Raw genomic sequence first — 17,443 nt, forward strand, 5'->3', positions numbered from 1 at the left:
AGTAAGTTACATACGAATATAAGAGCAGGGGATTTTTCTTTTTAGAGGAAAGGTATGGAGAAAAGTAAAATAGAAGTGTAATTTTTTTATATATAATATAAAAATCCCCTTTAGTTACCCAAGAGGTAGCTAAAGGGGATATATTGATGAACAGATTGTTTTTTACTTACTTCTCATCATTCTGACGGATTTCCACACGACGGATTTTGCCGCTGATAGTCTTCGGAAGTTCGTCTACAAATTCAATCACACGCGGATATTTATAAGGAGCAGTCACTTTCTTCACATGGTTCTGCAATTCCTTAATCAGTTCTTCTCCGGCGCGGTTCTTATACTCTTTTGATAGAACAATCGTAGCTTTTACTACTTGTCCGCGAATCTCGTCAGGTACTCCGGTGATGGCACATTCCACAACCGCCGAGTGAGTCATCAAGGCGCTTTCCACTTCGAACGGGCCGATACGGTAACCGGAACTCTTGATTACATCGTCCGCACGACCTACGAACCACAGATAACCGTCTTCGTCTTTCCATGCAACGTCTCCTGTATAATAGATGCCGTCATGCCAGGCTTCGCGTGTACGTTCCGCATCGCGGTAGTACTCTTTGAAAAGTCCGAGAGGTTTGCCTTTGCTGGTACGGATTACGATTTGTCCCTGTTCTCCGGCTTCAACCGAACGGCCTTCGTGGTCTATCAGGTCAACATCATATTGCGGGTTCGGCAGTCCCATACTTCCCGGTTTCGGTTCCATCCAAGGCATGGTGGCGATAGTCAGGGTCGTTTCTGTCTGTCCGAAACCTTCCATCAGTTTGATGCCGGTCAGTTTCTTGAACGTCTCGAATACGGCAGGATTCAGGGCCTCGCCGGCAATCGTGCAGTATTTGAGTGAAGACAGGTCGAACTTCGTCAGGTCTTCGTGAATCAGGAAGCGGAAGATGGTAGGCGGCGCACAGAGAGAAGTGACATGATAATTCTGTATCATTTCCAAAATGGCGGCGGGAGTAAATTTCTCGTGGTCATACACGAAGATGTTGGCTCCGGCAATCCATTGTCCGTAAAGTTTGCCCCATACGGCTTTTCCCCAACCGGTGTCGGCGATGGTGAGATGAAGGCTGTTCTCGTCAAGGTTGTGCCAGAAGCTGCCTGTTACGATATGACCTAACGGATAAGTGAAGTCATGTGCCACCATTTTAGGTTCGCCGGTAGTGCCGGAAGTGAAATACATCAGCGAAATATCATCGTTGGTATTTGCGTGTCTCGGACGTACGAACGGAGCTGCATTCTCTATTCCCTGGTGGAAATCTTCGAATCCTTCGGGAATTTCCGGGCCGACGCTGACCAGTTTCTCAACAGTCGGGCAATCGGGCAGGGCATCTTTGATATGTTGCAGGATGATTCCTTCACCGGCGGCTACAATCATTTTGATGTCCGCAGCGTTGCAACGGTAGATAATATCCTTTTTTGTCAACAGGTGAGTGGCGGGGATAACGGTTGCTCCCAGCTTGTGAAGGGCGATGGTGCTGTACCAGAACTCGTAACGCCGTTTCAGAATCAGCATCACCATGTCGCCGCGACCGATACCCAGACTTTGGAAGTAAGAGGCGGTCATGTCCGTATAACGCTTCATGTCGGCAAATGAGAACTGGCGGCTCTCGCCTTTGTCGTTTGTCCAAAGCAAAGCGTTCTTATCGGGTTGCTCGGCAGCCCAGGCATCTACTACATCGTAACCGAAGTTGAAGTTCTCCGGAACGTTTATTTTCAAGTTCTTGTTGAAGTCCTCTTGTGAACTGAAAGAGGTCTGTGATAAAAATCTTTCTACCATGATATTATTACATAATTACTGCCAGAAAACGTACCGTTTTGCCATCGAGCGCTTTCATGCCATGTGGGAGTTGGGAATTAAAATAGATACTGTCGCCTTGGTTGAGGATGATTTCTTTGCCTTCGATATTGATGAGCATGCGTCCTTCAATCACAAGATTGAATTCTTGTCCGTTGTGTTTGTTGTAATGGATAGGTTCGTTGTCCCCTTTCGGTTCAACGGTAACGATGAACGGGTCGGCAGTGCGGTTCATGAATCCCGATGCCAATGACTGGTATTTATAAGCTTTCGTACGTTCGATGCTGACTCCTTTTCCTGCACGGGTTACGAAATAACTGCTCATCTTAGGTTCTTCGCCGAACATCAGGGCGTCGAGGGCAACATTATACGTACGTGCAATCTTCTGCAGCATGCTGACAGAAATGTCGTATTCTCCTGTTTCTGCAAGTCGGTATTCTTCAGCAGAGATGTCGCTGTCGCGGGCAATGTCTTCAGAAGTCAGTTCCAGTACATCACGCAATCCGCGAAGGCGTTCTGCTATCTGTTTAATTTGGTCATTCATGTTATTAAGTGATTAATTATTAATGATTAGAGATTGATTTGGTGATTAACGGAGTAGTGATTAATAGCTGCGCTGCATAGTGTTAATCACTACTCCGTTAATCGTTATTTCGATGCTTTCATTGCTTGGATGATGGCAGACGTAAAGCCGTTGTGCTCCAGTTCGTTGATTCCTTTGATGGTGATTCCGCCCGGAGTAGTCACCTTGTCGATTTCTACGCTGGGATGGGTTTCATTGTTCAGAATCAGTGCGGCGGCTCCTTTCAGTGATTGCGCTACCATGGTCATTGCGTCTTTCGGGCGGATTCCCATTTCGATACCGGCCTGCATGGCCGCCTGAACGTATTTCAGGACGTAGGCGATGCCGCAGGAAGCCAGTGCGGTGGCTGCGGTTATTTTGTCTTCGGGGATAAGCATCACTGTTCCCATTTCACTGAAGAGCCGGAGAACGAATTTATCTTGTTCGTCATTCGTATTGCGTGCGGCAACGAGTGTCATGCTTTCCAGTTCGCTGATAGCGGTGTTGGGGATAAGGCGGAACATCGGCATCTCCGGTGATACCACATAATGAGCCAGTTCCTCGAAACTGATACCGGCGGCTACCGATATGAGTATCTGTTTGCTTTTTAGTTTCAACTCGCGCATTACGGGTTGCATGAACCAGGGCTTTACTGCAAGGATAACGATGTCTGCTCCCAGCGCCGCTTCGGCGTTGTTGTGAGTGGTAGAGATGCCCGGAAATTCTTTTTTCAGTTGTTCCAGTTTGCCTGCACTGGGGTTGGATACGATGATATCCGAGTCTTCTATCAGACTTCCTTTTGCCAGGCCGCGAGCGATAGACCCGCCCATGTTGCCTGCACCGATGATAGCTATTTTCATATTACGCTTGTTTTTAATGAGTTGTCATAGACAAAGGTAACGGTAAATTACGAAAAAACAAAAAGCAGCCTGAATAAGAAAGATTTTTCTACTGAAGGCTGCTTTTATCGTTGGCTGTTTATTAATCAAATGAGCGGTTAGAGTACTTTCTTGAACCGGGCAAGGAACTCATCCGCTTCTTCCATACTGAGACAGAGAGGGGGCAGAAGACGAAGTACATTCGTACCGCTTGCTCCGGTAAATACGTGCTCGTCATAGATGAGGCGGCTGCGCAATTCTTTGATTGGCTCTTCAAATTCGAGCCCGATCATGAGTCCGCGTCCGCGTACTTCCTTGATTTGCGGGAATTTTTTCAGTTCTTCCAGCAAGTAGTTACCTATCCTGGCAGCGTTTTCTACCAGATTTTCCTGCTCGATAACGTCCATTACGGCAAGGGCCGCCGAGCACGCCAGGTGATTTCCGCCAAAAGTGGTTCCTAACTGTCCGTATACAGGTTTGAACATCGGACTGATAAGAACGCCTGCCATCGGGAATCCGTTTCCGATACCTTTGGCTACGGTGATAATATCCGGTTTGATATCATTGTATTGGTGGGCAAAGAACTTTCCGCTACGTCCGTATCCGCTCTGAATCTCGTCGAGAATCAGGATAGTGCCCGTTTCGGTACATCCCTTGCGGAGTTCTTGCATAAATTCGGTAGTCGGTATCTTGATGCCGCCTACGCCTTGTATTCCTTCAATGATAACAGCGCATACGTCTCCTTTAGACAGTTCCTGCTTCATGGCCTCGGTGTCATTCAAAGGAAGATAGACAACGTGCCCGTTGTTGTTGATAGGAGCGATGATGGACGGATTGTTGGTCGCTTCTACTGCCAGTGAAGTACGTCCGTGGAAGGCTTTGGTGAAAGAAACCACTTTGGTACGTCCGTTGTAGAAAGAAGCCAGTTTCAGTGCGTTCTCGTTCGCTTCGGCACCGCTGTTGATAAGAAACAGGCTGTAATCGTCATAGCCGGAAATCTTTCCCAGCCGTTCGGCTACCTGTTGTTGCAGCTTGTTGATAACCGAGTTCGAGTAGAAACCAAGATTGGCTACCTGATTGCTGATCATCTCTACATAGTGAGGGTGTGCGTGTCCGATGGAGATAACGGCGTGACCGCCGTAAAGGTCTAAATATTCAGTCCCGTTCTCGTCCCAGACTTTGCAGCCTTTCCCCTTGACTATATTGATATTATATAAAGGATATACGTCGAATAATTTCATGTTGATTAACGTTTAGTGATTAACGATTAGCGGTTAACGTTTGGTGATTAATAATTAACTTCATTATAGCGTAGCCGTTAATCACTAATCACTAACCGTTATTCCGTTATTAAAACGCTGAAGGCTTCAAACGCAGCCCTATTGTCTCTTCCAGGTTGAACATCAGGTTCATGTTATGAACCGCCTGTCCGCTGGCACCTTTCAGCAGGTTGTCGATACAGGAGATGATCAATAGCTTGTCGCCATGCTTCTCGAGATGTATCAGACACTTGTTGGTGTTGACTACTTGTTTGAGGTCTATATTCTTGTCTACGATGTGTACAAATGAGTCCTTCGCATAATATTCTTCATACATGCGGACGATTTCGTCAAGAGCCACTTTCGTCTTTACCACGAGGGTGGCGAAGATGCCGCGGGGGAAATCGCCGCGGTACGGGATAAAATCTATGTCGGAATCAAAGCTGTTCTGCAACTGTTGCAGTGACTGTTTGATTTCCGGCACGTGCTGGTGCTCGAATGCTTTGTACACGCTAATGTTGTTGTTTCTCCAACTGAAATGACTGGTAGCACCCGGTTTCACTCCGGCTCCGGTACTTCCTGTAATGGCATTTACGGAAATATCGTCTGTCAACATCAGGTTTTTGGCCAGCGGGAGCAGACCCAGTTGGATACACGTCGCAAAACAACCGGGGTTGGCTACATGCTTTGCCGTACATGTGGCACGACGGTTCAGTTCCGGCAGACCGTAGATGAAGTCGTGGTCGTCACTCTTGATGCGGTAGTCCATGGAGAGGTCGATAATCTTCAGGTCTTCCGGTATGTTGTGGCTTTCCATGAATTTCTTCGTGTCGCCGTGGGCTGTGCAGAAGAAAAGAACGTCAATCTCGTCCAGAGGCAACTGGTCGGTGAATGTTAAATCAGTTTCTCCATACAAACCTTCGTGTACGTCGGTGATTCTGTTTCCGGCATTACTGCTGCTGTTGATAAATACGATTTCAGTCTCCGGATGGTTGAGCAGCAGGCGGATTAATTCGCCTGCCGTATATCCTGCGCCACCAATGATTCCTGCTTTAATCATATCTCTTCGTCTTTATGGTTATTATAGTAAACACGCAGCGGAGTAGAGGTCACTTTGATAAAGCCTTTCGCGTCTTCGGCTGTCCAGCCTTTCTGCATTTCACCGTATTCTCCGAATTTAGTTTTCACGAGGTCGTCTTCCGATTCCACGCCTACGGTAGAGAAAGAAAGCGGGCGAAGTTCGAGGATAGCCGTACCGTTCACATTACGCTGGCTTTCCTGCAACATCGCTTCGATGTCGCGCATCACAGGTTCCAGATACTGGCTTTCGTGCAGGAACATACCATACCAGTTGGCTACCTGGTCTTTCCAGTACTGTTGCCATTTGCTCAGTGTATATTTTTCGAGGAAGCGGTGAGCGCCGATAATCAGCATCGGGGCGGCGGCTTCGAAACCTACACGGCCTTTGATGCCGATAATTGTATCACCTACGTGCATATCACGGCCAATACCGTAAGCGGCACCGATTTCTTCCACCTTCTGAATTGCTTTGATCGGGTCGTCGAACTTCTCGTCGTTGACGGCTTTCAATTCTCCCTTTTCAAAAGTCAGGCGGAGTTGTTCACTGCCTTCCTTTTCTACATGTTTCAGGTAGGCAGTTTCCGGCAATCCCTGTGCGGAGTCGAGGATTTCACCGCCACAGATGGAAGTGCCCCACAAACCTACGTTATACGAATATTTCAGTTTGGTGAAATCCGCGCTGAAACCATGTTTGTTCAGATAATCAATTTCTTCCTGACGGCTCAATGCCATGTCGCGGGTCAATGTGATAATTTCCACATTCGGAGCCAGTACGAGGAAAGTCATGTCGAAACGAATCTGGTCGTTACCTGCTCCGGTAGAACCGTGTGCGATAGCGTCCGCTCCGATTTCGTTGGCATAACGTGCGATGGCCAATGCCTGGAAGATACGTTCGGAACTGACCGAAATAGGATAAGTACCGTTACGCAGCACATTTCCGAAAACCATGTATTTCAGGCTCTTTTCGTAGTATTCCTGGGTTACGTCCAGCGTCACGTATTTCACTGCTCCCAGTTTATAAGCGTTTTCTTCGTTTGTTTTCAGTTGTTCTTCGCTGAAACCACCCGTATTGGCACAAGCTGCATATACTTCGTAACCTTTTTCTTTGGCGAGGTACATGACGGTGAACGATGTGTCCAGTCCGCCGCTGAATGCCACCACTACTTTTTTCTTCTTTTCTTCCATAGTGCTGTATATTTTTTAAATGTTATTTCTTTCTTGTTCTTTTTTAATGTTCCGCGGGTCTGTCGGGTCGTACAGCATGGCTGTGCAGATACAGAATTTGCGGTTTTTGGCTTTCAGGATGTCGTGGTTGATACATCCTTCGCATCCTTTCCAGAAAGCTTCATCGTCTGTCAGTTCATTGAAGGTGACGGGGACATAGCCCAGTTCCGTATTCATCTTCATCACGGCTGCGCCGGAAGTCAGGCTGAATATCTTCGCTTTCGGCCATCGGAGACGTGCCAGTTGGAAAGAAGCCTGTTTGATACGTTTTGCCAATCCCAAACCACGGAAATCGGGATGAACAATCAGACCGGAAGTTGCCACATACTGCTTGTTGCCCCACGATTCAATATAAGTGAATCCGGCGAACGTGTCACCGCAAAGGGCAATAATTGCTTTACCTTCCTTCATCTTTGTCGCTACGTATTCGTGTGTGCGTTCCGCGATTCCTGTTCCTCGTACGGCGGCAGCATTTCTGATAGTTTCCAAAATAGTGTCAACGTAAACCTCATGTGAGGCGTCGGCTACCATAACATCTATTTGTTGAGTGTCCATTTCTTTATATATAATATAGGTATAATTATTCGATATTCGGGATGATGAGTGATAAAAGCTGGCGTATCTTGCTGATAGCGACTCCTTCACGCAACACTAGCATAATCGTATCGTCTCCGGCAATGGTTCCGAGTATTTCGGTGAACTCATTGTTGTCGATGTCATAAGCCATGCTACTGGCATAACCGGGACGGGTGCGGATAACGGCTATGTTGCCGGAGAACTGCAAAGAGATAAATCCGTTGTTGCGTAACATGTCGCCGGCACTCTGGTCGGTAGAACGTTTATACATAATGTTGTTCGGCAGTACATATACATACTTTCCGTTCATACTGGCAGCCTTGGCTACTTTCAGTTGTTTCAAGTCGCGGGAGAGGGTGGCCTGTGTCAGTTCGAAGCCTTCGCGGTTCAACTCTTGCAGCAGTTCTTCCTGCGAACCGACCTCCTTGCTTGAGATAATCATTTTGATGGCGTCTAACCGATTTGCTTTCTTCTTCATTGCATATTTATTCTAATAACGCTGCAAAAGTATGCATTATTTTGGAGAAAATATGCATAATATCCTGTTTTTTTGCATAAAAGCGCAAAAAAACAGGATATTATTTTATGGAAGATAGCTTGTATGCCAGTATTGCTACTTGATTTATGTGATGCTAAAGGTTAGTCTATTGGCAAACTATTAACAAAAAATTGTTTTCCATTTTTCAGAAAAAACACTTCTTCCTCTCTTCCTCGCGTTTCATCATGCAGGAACAGTAGTGCATCTTTGGGTATGTTACGGTATTGTAGCATCACTCCTGTAGCTTTCTGTTTACCTAAAGAAATCCACTTTTTGTCTTTTCCCCAATAAAAAAGTTCGTAGGTGTCTCCCGGACGGATAAAATTGTCGTCGTTGCGTGGTATGCATAGAATCTTGTTAATTAATACTTCAGTGCCAAAGTCGAAGATAAGTTCCTGTCCTTCTTTCTTGGATAGGAAGTAGGTGAGTGGGTCATAATCAAAGCAATTTGCCAGTTTAAATTCGTCGGCATTGGCATAATATGGTTCGCATGCAACGATATTTTCAGCTTTTATTTCCTTGTTGTCTTGATAGAAGTGCAACTCTGCTAATTCGAGAAAAGAATCCTCCCTGACTTTGTATCGCACATAGCGGTATTTTTGCTTATTCTGCACCATCAATTCATTATAGCAAACTTTAGGCGTATCACATATATGGTATAGCATTTCAGGGTGGCTGAAATCAATCGTATTACTTCCCTCAAACTTAGAATCTACAATTCTGTACATTCTATCCTTATTCCATGCAAAAAACGGGAACTTTCGGTAAATCTTAATATCTTCCGATTTGCTTCCTTTATTGTCTGTTGAAAAATAATTGATCTGTTTCCCATCAAATATAAATGGATCGGTGAAAGGGATGTATTTTTTCCCCACTTTTGATAAAATGATATAGATGCAATTATCTTCTACATAGCCGAATGACACATTGTTTCCATTGACGGTGGACTTGGCCAACGGGATAACTTTATCCCGATTGAACACTCCCAAATATAAATCAGTATTTTTTTCGGCATCAGAAACTTGTATCGTTAGGGTGTCTTTGAAATATTCGTCACTTACATCTTTTTGGTATGTGCCATCCGGCTGTTTAGCATACGTTCTTCGATACATTTTGCACATTTTACGGAATTCTCCTTCCCTGACTCCGCGCTTGGGAACATATTCTGAATAGTAAAATGTTGCATTCTCTTGGGTAGTATCCCGCACCACGCACCATGAATGGTTATTGAGCGATTCGGGAGAAAACGGATAGTAGTCGATGCTCACAGGTATTCCTAAAGCTCTCATTACATACATGGTGAGATCAAGCTCATCAGCACATTTTCCTATCCGGTAGTTTAGTGCGAATCGGGGACCGGCACTTGCGGTATTGAATATGTGTGTATGGTGAAAATCCTCCATTTTAAGATATTCGCAGACTGTTTTTGTTGCCTCAATCACATCTGTTCCTGTATATACGGAATCCAATAAGAAGGAATATCGTTCTTTGTATAACTTTCTCCATTCTTCCAAAGGTTCATTACTTGCTTTATATGGCAGAATATATTCGCAGAAAACGTCAAAAGGAATATATTTTCCCCAAGGACGCTCTTGCCAGGCTTGAAAGGCATCATCAATATTGCTTATCAGGAACTCGGCACTGATGCATTCAATATCCTTTCGTATCTTTGGTTTCAACCATTCTCGTTCCATCTTTTCAAGGTCTTCATCTTTGACGAAACCATTCACTATCCATTCTTTTTTTAATTCTTGGATGCTATCTATATCCTTATAATGATAAGCAACAAAGCCGAGCATGTTTTCAATTAAAAATTCTGCCGCTTTCCGTTTCAGAGAGTCATTTTTATAATAATCAAGAACCATAAGCAGTTCAGAACGGTTGTCCTTTGCTTTTTCCAAAGCTTCTTCCAGTTTACTCATTTTGCCGGTACATGCTGTTATGGCAAAAACAACGATTAAAAGAATGATAATCTTATTCATATTTGGTTTGATTGTATAATGTATTTCAACTTCAAAAATCGTTTTTGCATAAACAGAGTTACTTTAACCTACGAATATCTTCATTCGCGGAATTTCCACCTTTATATTTACTTTGAACTGTATTAAAGTAATAAACCGCAGTTAATAGAACACCACGCGAAGAATAATTTATTCTAGTTTTCTGAGATGTCGTCTGGCTATATCCGGTAAAAGCTAATTTGCGAGTATTGAACAAGTCTGTCACTTTTAATTTTACATCCATTTTTTTCGAAAAGAAAGAGTGTCTTATACCGACATCAATGCCACCCGACGGTTGCCATTGTATGATATCTTGACTGCCGGCACTCAGGTAGTCCATATCTACAGACAAAATTAAATTATCAGAAAGATTTAGTTGGTTATAAAGGGATAAAAAAAACCGAGGATTTTGCATTTTCTTCATTTGATCTTTATACATGGCTTCAAACAAAGGTTGCGAAAAATACACATTAAAAGATGGATGCCAGAATTTAATTTTAGGACTCAATGATATGGCAATATTTATTTGCTGATTCTTCTTCAAGTTTTGATAAGTCCCTAATGTTATGGCTTCATCGCTCTTATAGATCTCACGGGTACGCCCAATATAATCTTGAATATAAACATATCCTACAGAAAAACGAGTGAATTTATATAGTATTTGCCAAGTAACATCATGCATTATTTGTGGCTTTAACAAGGGATTGCCACTCTTATACATAAATCTATTTAAATATTGTACACTACCGTCTAATTGAGTAAAGGAAGGACGTTGTGTTTTATTCGAATAAGCAATGGACATCCGAGTATCTTTGACGGGAAAAGAGACGGAAGCATTTGGGAACAATTGATCATAAATACGACTTTTATCCTCTTTATATATACCTGCCTCCCAATATTTAAAATCAGCATGCTCATATCTTATTCCTACATTAAAACTAACTTCTTTAAACGGCATATTAAAAGCTAAAAACTCAGCATGTTTCTGTTCATTCGTTTTTATTACCGCATCGTCAATGATAGATTCATTATTTTGATAGAGGTCTTTTCTTCTAATATTTGTATATTCTCCCCCAAACTGAAGCATCCCCTTACCAATAGAATAGCCCAATATTAGTTTGCCTGAATATAATACATTTTTGGTATTTCCCAGGGAAGTGATTATGCGATTATTTTCTTTTTCACTCTCCTCATTATTCCTCATTTTATTGTCATTTGTTCCATATAAAAAATCGAAATTAAAATTTACATGTATTTTTTTCGCAATTAATCCATTGTAATACGAATTAATACGATGAAAACTTCCCGTATTTTTTTGCCAGTCGCGTGAAGTTACTTCATCATCTAAGATATCAGTGGCGAATGTCTTGTAAGTAGCCTCTATATTCTTTGCAGGAGATTTGGGCGAATGCGAATATTCATAAATGGCTCCTATGAAATTGTTTCCATTGCACCTATAATTAGCTCCTACTTTAGAATCTATATTTTCATTATGCGTGTTACTTTTCAGTTTGGCATTAAGCTTCCAAATCGGGTCGGAGAAGATTGTCACATCTTCTGTCTCATCATCCAATTCTTTCGTGTTTTCGTAGTTTACAGACGTAAATAGATCCAAATTTTTATGACGATAATTGAGCTTTACTCCTTCTTCAAAAGAAAAGAATTTCGTTTTCTTTATTCCAGTATTAATACTACCTCCCAAACCTTCACCTTGAAGAGAACGTGTTTTTATTCTTATGACAGAACTTACTGTTGCATCATATTCAGCCCCGGGATTAGTAATCAATTCAATTTTGTCAATATCTTCAGATTTGAGTTGCTTTAGTTCTAAATCGTCGCGAACCATTCGACCATTAATATATATTAGTGGTGTTCCTTTACCGAAAACTTCTATTTTATCTCTTTCAGAACGTATTCCCGGCATCTGTTTCAGAACATCTTTTGCATCTCCTAAAGATTTTAAAGACGAATTACCAATGCTTGCAATCAATCTGTCTCCTTTTAGTTGATACATGGCCTTTCTGCCTGTCACGACAACCGTATTTATCGCTATCGAACTTGGTGCCATTTTTATAACACTCAGGTCGTTCGAGGTTGGCACTATTAGTTTAGTTTCATAACCGACAAAAGTCAATACGACTATTTTTTCTTTGAAATCAGATACTGATAGATGAAACGCTCCGTTTTTATCGCTAATAGCACCGGTAATAAATGTGGAATCAGGCAAAGATAATAGTTGCACATTTACAAATGACAAAGGTTGATCGCCTTCGTCTATTATACGACCTGAAATTTGGGCTAATACCGATAATATCGATAATGCATTGATAATGAACCAACTGAGAAGTTTCTTCATAGCTTATATTTTTACATTTAATAATCGACTTGAATACCATATTGCAAATTTTAATTTGTAAACATGATTTTCATCATAATCATTAATATTTAGTTCCCTACTCCTCCATTCTTCTTTTTCATCATTGCTCAAAAATGCTCCACCAATGAGAAGAGCAGCTTTCTTATTATAAACTTCAGCAATATTATTATTACCTCTTTTAGATTCAATTATAGCTAAATTTTCCCAAGCATGTGACAAATTAGGTAGCATTTCAAGCCCTTTTTTAATCAATCTACACCCCGAAACAGTATCTCCTAATGCAAGATAAATACTGCCATATTTAGTTATCCGAATTGGATCTTTGTCCTGTTCTAATTCAATATATTTGTTCATTCTATCTAATATCCTATTCTTTAATTTTGGGTCGTCTGCCAAACATTGTTTCCATATTTCACTATGAAGTAATTGTGGAGTATGTTCAATGGCTTTAAACAAATGATCATACTTTATTATATTTGATTTTTTTAGCAAAGTAAACAAATGTATTTGATATCTTGAACAATTAGGGAATTTGTAAACCAACTCATTCATTATAGATAAAGATTCAGCATTTTCACCCTTTCTCTCTAATATCTTAGCTAAATAATAATAGGCTTGATTATCGAATGCATTTTGTTTAACCGCAATTCGCATGTATTTTTCGGATTTATTCAAACATTCAATATCTTTATTTTTTTTATACAACGCAAAATAAGCCAACCCTCTATTTATAAGATACGGTTCTTTTTTACTTGTTTTTTCAATTGTTCTTACTAAGTTTGTATAATCCTGATGCTCTGCATAATACAAAGCTAATGAATTATATCGTTCATCCAAATAATGTGATATAGCAGATATTGCTATTATAATACACATTATGCCTAAAGAAATTTCAACGCATTTTGATAAAATAGTTTGCAATTTAATAGTACATACAGGTACGCTCATTTGATTTACAGCTAAAGCAAACAATACATAAACAAGTAATTGAGCAGATACATCTCTCCAAAATATCGAAAACGTATTTTCTCTAATTAAATATGCAATTAATGTAATCAATATTATGATAATCTCTCTTTTTCTATTCTCTTTTTTTAAAGCCAAATAAATGAAAGAGAATAGAAGCAACACCCACAATAAGATTCCCAAACATCCTTTTTCTCCAACCAATTGAACAAATGCATTAGGAGCATAGGTAGTAAAATCAACATTATCATCTTCTGATTTACTGAATTGATTTATCACAAGCGTATAATTACCACTACCAGCACCTAATATCGGATATTTCTTTAACAAACTATAGATTGTATAAACAGATTCTACCCGAGCATTTGTACTACGTTGTTGAGAAACTGTTCCATTAAATTTAACTACTTCTTTTATATCATCTATAAAAGTGAAAGATATTACAGTGACTGACAACATTAATATTAATGTATATAGAGTAGCACTCCTATGCAACATTTTATTAATTACAATATATCCCCCAAAAAGAATAAATATAACTAAGAATGAAATGTATATACCGCGGGAAAAAGTAGTTATAATACAAAATAGAACTGATAATAGTAAGAAGAAATATATAAATCTATTACCTATAATCTTTCTATAAAGAAGGATGAATCCCATATACAATATAAGTAGGCTTCCCCATTCATTATTTGCAAACCCAATTGGCTTAAACAGAAAACGAAAATTGTACAAATGACTAAAACCAGCTTTTATGACAGCATTTTCGAATAAAATAAATGAAATTATACTTAAAGCCAATTGAAGTCCAATTAAAATTATACATATCGTTAATAATTTCCTAATCCTCAACTCATTACAACAAATAAATCTAACTATGAAATAGAATAAAATAGATATTGTTGAAATTTTTAAATTTTGAAAACGACAACTAGCATTTATGGAATAGAAAGCTAACAAAACATCATAAAGCCAAATGAGAAACAATATCAAATCAAAATAGTTTAGGTGTATTTTTTTTCCTTTTTCTATTTGGAAAGAAAGTATAATCATGGAAAGGATGCCAGAAAAGAAAAATGGATCTCTTATCTGAAACAGCACAATAGAAAGGACAATCGATATCACAATCGTATTACAATATTTTCGTCCTGTTATACTTTCATTCATTTGGCATACTTCTTTTTTGTTTCAAAGGAAAAATAAATACCCTGTAAAATAAATAAATAGTGATTCCTAAAAAAAATAATTGTGTAATCATAGAATAAACCTGATAATAATCCGGTGTTATCCCGTTAGACAAATCTTGTATAAGCAATACCAATTTAGATGGGAATTCACGACATAAATTATAGATAAATACAGGGATAATGTACAAAAAATAATAGATAAAAAATAAGTTTATCAACAAAGAATAGATTATAAAAAAAAACTTTTCACGCTTCTTCAACAAAAAAGTGAATGGAGTTTCTACACTTTGTTTTCGACCAATGAATACATACCAATAATATTTGATTAACTGATTGCTCTTTCTTCTTAAATTAGAGATCCCTAGCAAGTCCGTCATAAACCAATAACCATCAAATTTAAAGAATGGATTTAATGTTATCAGAAAATTTAGATTTAATCCTAATATAATATATCTCAATATATTGTTTGGAAACAAGATTTCACAAAGCAATATAGGAAGCAGAATTATAATTTGGAAATATACACCTGCAAAGTTTACTACACATCGTTGTCTTCTATTTAATCTCCATATATGAGAAACATCTGTATAAAAAACCGGAAAATTCAAATATAATCCAAAACCAATTTCTCCATGTTTTATGTTATAAAAGCGACATGCGGAAGCATGCCCTAATTCATGTATCAACGACGAAAAAAGAAAGAATGCGACAACGGAGATAATAGTTAATAAGCTAAACTGGAGTTCCTCTTTAAACAAAGTAGTGATATTAAATAAGAAAGGAATCTCTAATAAGAGAAAGGATGTAACAACTGATAATAATATCCATTTGTTAAAACAGATAGATAATTTTTTCGAGAAAGCATCAACAAATTCCGATGAAAATAATTTTATATTAAATATGAAACTTCTTTGTTTCTTAGACGAATTTAAAATTGGGAATATTGCTCTTTCTATTATCTCTTTTACGTTTTCTTCAGTATAATGCCCCTTTTTAAATGACACATATTTGGAAATAGCATCATCTATAGAAGATGACTGTTTAATTATAACTATTAATTCCGCTACAAATAAGTTTATTTCAAAATAACAACCATTATAATAAAGCAAAAAATGTTGTGAAATATTGGATGTAGAAAAATCCATTATTTCCATTGATTGTATCTTCTCGATATCTGTCATGAATATCCAATTTTATAGGTTGATAGATCATTAAAATGACCTATCAACCTGTGTTAATTAAACCCAACCACAATGAAATTCGGCTCCACAACTAGTATCAAAGCATCTCAAATCAGCGTTAACAGAGCTCTTTGTAGAAAGTAAATCCAATAAACCGCCAACCATAAGAGGATCAGTTTCAAGCCTTTCTTCCAATTGTTGAACATAAAGTTCATCACATAGTGCCTCATTCATAGGCAACAAATCTTCTTTAATCGTTTTCATTTTTTTAATTAATTTGGTTAATAATTATAGAAACTGCTTATTTGTTACAAGAGCATCATAAGCTTTATTTACTGCTATAGTGAAAACAGACGGATAATCATTGCAAAATGACTTTCCAAAACCGCTTTCTATATTGTAATCAGCCTTAGCTAAACATCCACCACCACAAAGGAGGCCATATTTACAATGAGAACATTTATGAGATACTGAAATATTGTGCTCATACCAATGCTTTGAGGCATCAGAGTATTCTAATATGCCTTTGCCATAATGTCCTATAATATGCTTTTTATCTCCAACTGTTTGATAGCACGAATAAAAGTCGCCATAAGGATCAAAGATTGCACTACCTGATTGAGCACCACAATAAATAGAATGCAATTCAAATATCTTTTGGGTTCTAATCGTTGCCTCTATTTTATTAAGAGTTCCATAGTCCTGGCAGTTATATCTAAATTTTTCTTTTTTATGCAAATCATGAAATTTTTTCGCACCAATATACTTCAATTTTTGAGAGGTCACATCATTATTATCACCACGGAGTAATGCCGAATACATTTTAAAATTTGGCAAACTAGCATAACCTAACTGCTCAAATAATTGCCCCAAGTAATGTAAGTCTGCAAAATTATTGGCATCAGTATTAACCCGAACCATTACTTTTATCCCACGTTGCAAAGCCATACCAATATTTTCAATTATCTTATCGAATGATTTTCCCATAATATAATGAGTTCTACGCTCATCATGCCTTTCTTTGCAACCATCAACGGTTATTTGCAAAGCTTCAATAAGTCCTGGAGTTAAAACATCCATATATGCTTGTAGATCATAGCCATTAGTGATAGCATCAAATTTATAACCAAGACTTTTTCCCCGCTTTAAAATATAATCAATAATTTCTCTATTTTCCTTAAGCAAGGGTTCTCCTCCGTATAAAGTAATTATTTTGTTATGCAATTCTTTTTGGGGCTCTATCAATAACATAGCCTCATAGGCTTTATCCACTAGTTCTTTTGAAAAGACTCTTTTAGACCAATGGCGACCATCTTGTGAGATGTTGGTTTCAAAACAATAAGGGCATCTGAAATTACAATTATAAGCAACCAAAAAAGCAAAACTTTTAAATAACTTTTTATCTCTTTGATGAAAAAGATGAGCTAAGTGTTGCACATAATTTAGCTCTTCGTCTATATTTTTATCTGTCAAATATCCTCTAGAGTACAACATTTTAGTAGTTTCGACCGAGAAAGGAGAATCTACAAACTCCTCCTTACTCATTTTTTTTATCTGATCTGCTAAATCTTTTCCAACTATGTCCATTGCTCCTGTATAACCATGGATGAGCATATATTTATCATCAGTATGCTCTAATTTTACTGATATTACGTAAGACGATTTTCTATACAGTTCAATATTTTTCATTTTTTTTACATATCAAATTTTCTACTCAAATAAGTTCTTTATCCACTTTATCAGAATTGTTTAATATGATAGTTTTAAAGTTT

14 protein-coding genes are annotated in these 17,443 nt (G+C 38.9%); all 14 read right to left on the reverse strand.

Features of this window, described 5'->3' with window-relative positions; translation table 11 throughout:
• Nucleotides 1–166: 166 nt before the first annotated feature.
• Nucleotides 167–1,822, reverse strand: a complete 1,656-nt coding sequence (locus tag RDN93_RS16375) for an AMP-binding protein (RefSeq protein ID WP_308746516.1) — start codon at nt 1,820–1,822, stop codon at nt 167–169.
• Nucleotides 1,823–1,829: 7 nt separating this feature from the next.
• Nucleotides 1,830–2,384 carry a cupin domain-containing protein gene (locus RDN93_RS16380; RefSeq protein ID WP_308746517.1) on the reverse strand — a complete coding sequence of 185 codons (555 nt, stop codon included), beginning with the start codon at nt 2,382–2,384 and terminating at the stop codon, nt 1,830–1,832.
• Nucleotides 2,385–2,488: 104 nt separating this feature from the next.
• Complete coding sequence (gene proC / locus RDN93_RS16385) at nt 2,489–3,262, reverse strand: pyrroline-5-carboxylate reductase (protein WP_308746518.1); 774 nt, start codon at nt 3,260–3,262, stop codon at nt 2,489–2,491.
• A 137-nt stretch (nt 3,263–3,399) separates the two neighbouring features.
• Nucleotides 3,400–4,521, reverse strand: coding sequence for an aminotransferase class III-fold pyridoxal phosphate-dependent enzyme (locus RDN93_RS16390; protein WP_308746519.1), 1,122 nt, complete (start codon nt 4,519–4,521; stop codon nt 3,400–3,402).
• A gap of 109 nt (nt 4,522–4,630) precedes the next feature.
• Nucleotides 4,631–5,599 carry an N-acetyl-gamma-glutamyl-phosphate reductase gene (argC, locus tag RDN93_RS16395; RefSeq protein ID WP_308746520.1) on the reverse strand — a complete coding sequence of 323 codons (969 nt, stop codon included), beginning with the start codon at nt 5,597–5,599 and terminating at the stop codon, nt 4,631–4,633.
• Nucleotides 5,596–6,804 carry an argininosuccinate synthase gene (locus RDN93_RS16400; protein WP_004310468.1) on the reverse strand — a complete coding sequence of 403 codons (1,209 nt, stop codon included), beginning with the start codon at nt 6,802–6,804 and terminating at the stop codon, nt 5,596–5,598. The genes argC and RDN93_RS16400 overlap by 4 nt, the downstream gene beginning before the upstream one ends.
• A 15-nt stretch (nt 6,805–6,819) precedes the next feature.
• Nucleotides 6,820–7,398: a GNAT family N-acetyltransferase gene (locus RDN93_RS16405; protein WP_308746521.1), complete on the reverse strand. Its 579-nt coding sequence runs from the start codon at nt 7,396–7,398 to the stop codon at nt 6,820–6,822.
• 25 nt (nt 7,399–7,423) lie between these two features.
• Nucleotides 7,424–7,897 (reverse strand): arginine repressor, encoded by a 474-nt coding sequence (locus RDN93_RS16410; RefSeq protein ID WP_008776404.1) that lies wholly within the window; start codon nt 7,895–7,897, stop codon nt 7,424–7,426.
• 161 nt (nt 7,898–8,058) lie between these two features.
• Nucleotides 8,059–9,939, reverse strand: coding sequence for a hypothetical protein (locus RDN93_RS16415; protein ID WP_308746522.1), 1,881 nt, complete (start codon nt 9,937–9,939; stop codon nt 8,059–8,061).
• A gap of 58 nt (nt 9,940–9,997) precedes the next feature.
• Nucleotides 9,998–12,313 carry an outer membrane beta-barrel family protein gene (locus tag RDN93_RS16420; protein ID WP_308746523.1) on the reverse strand — a complete coding sequence of 772 codons (2,316 nt, stop codon included), beginning with the start codon at nt 12,311–12,313 and terminating at the stop codon, nt 9,998–10,000.
• Between the two features lie 3 nt (nt 12,314–12,316).
• Nucleotides 12,317–14,470, reverse strand: coding sequence for an O-antigen ligase family protein (locus RDN93_RS16425; protein ID WP_308746524.1), 2,154 nt, complete (start codon nt 14,468–14,470; stop codon nt 12,317–12,319).
• Nucleotides 14,463–15,671, reverse strand: a complete 1,209-nt coding sequence (locus RDN93_RS16430; protein ID WP_308746525.1) for a hypothetical protein — start codon at nt 15,669–15,671, stop codon at nt 14,463–14,465. The genes RDN93_RS16425 and RDN93_RS16430 overlap by 8 nt, the downstream gene beginning before the upstream one ends.
• Nucleotides 15,672–15,728: 57 nt before the next feature.
• Nucleotides 15,729–15,935, reverse strand: coding sequence for a hypothetical protein (locus tag RDN93_RS16435; protein WP_308746526.1), 207 nt, complete (start codon nt 15,933–15,935; stop codon nt 15,729–15,731).
• Nucleotides 15,936–15,959: 24 nt separating this feature from the next.
• Nucleotides 15,960–17,360, reverse strand: coding sequence for a radical SAM/SPASM domain-containing protein (locus RDN93_RS16440; RefSeq protein WP_308746527.1), 1,401 nt, complete (start codon nt 17,358–17,360; stop codon nt 15,960–15,962).
• Nucleotides 17,361–17,443: the final 83 nt, after the last annotated feature.

Origin of the sequence: uncultured Bacteroides sp., assembly GCF_902491285.1 — a bacterium.
In the GTDB taxonomy this organism is placed as follows: Bacteria; Bacteroidota; Bacteroidia; order Bacteroidales; family Bacteroidaceae; genus Bacteroides.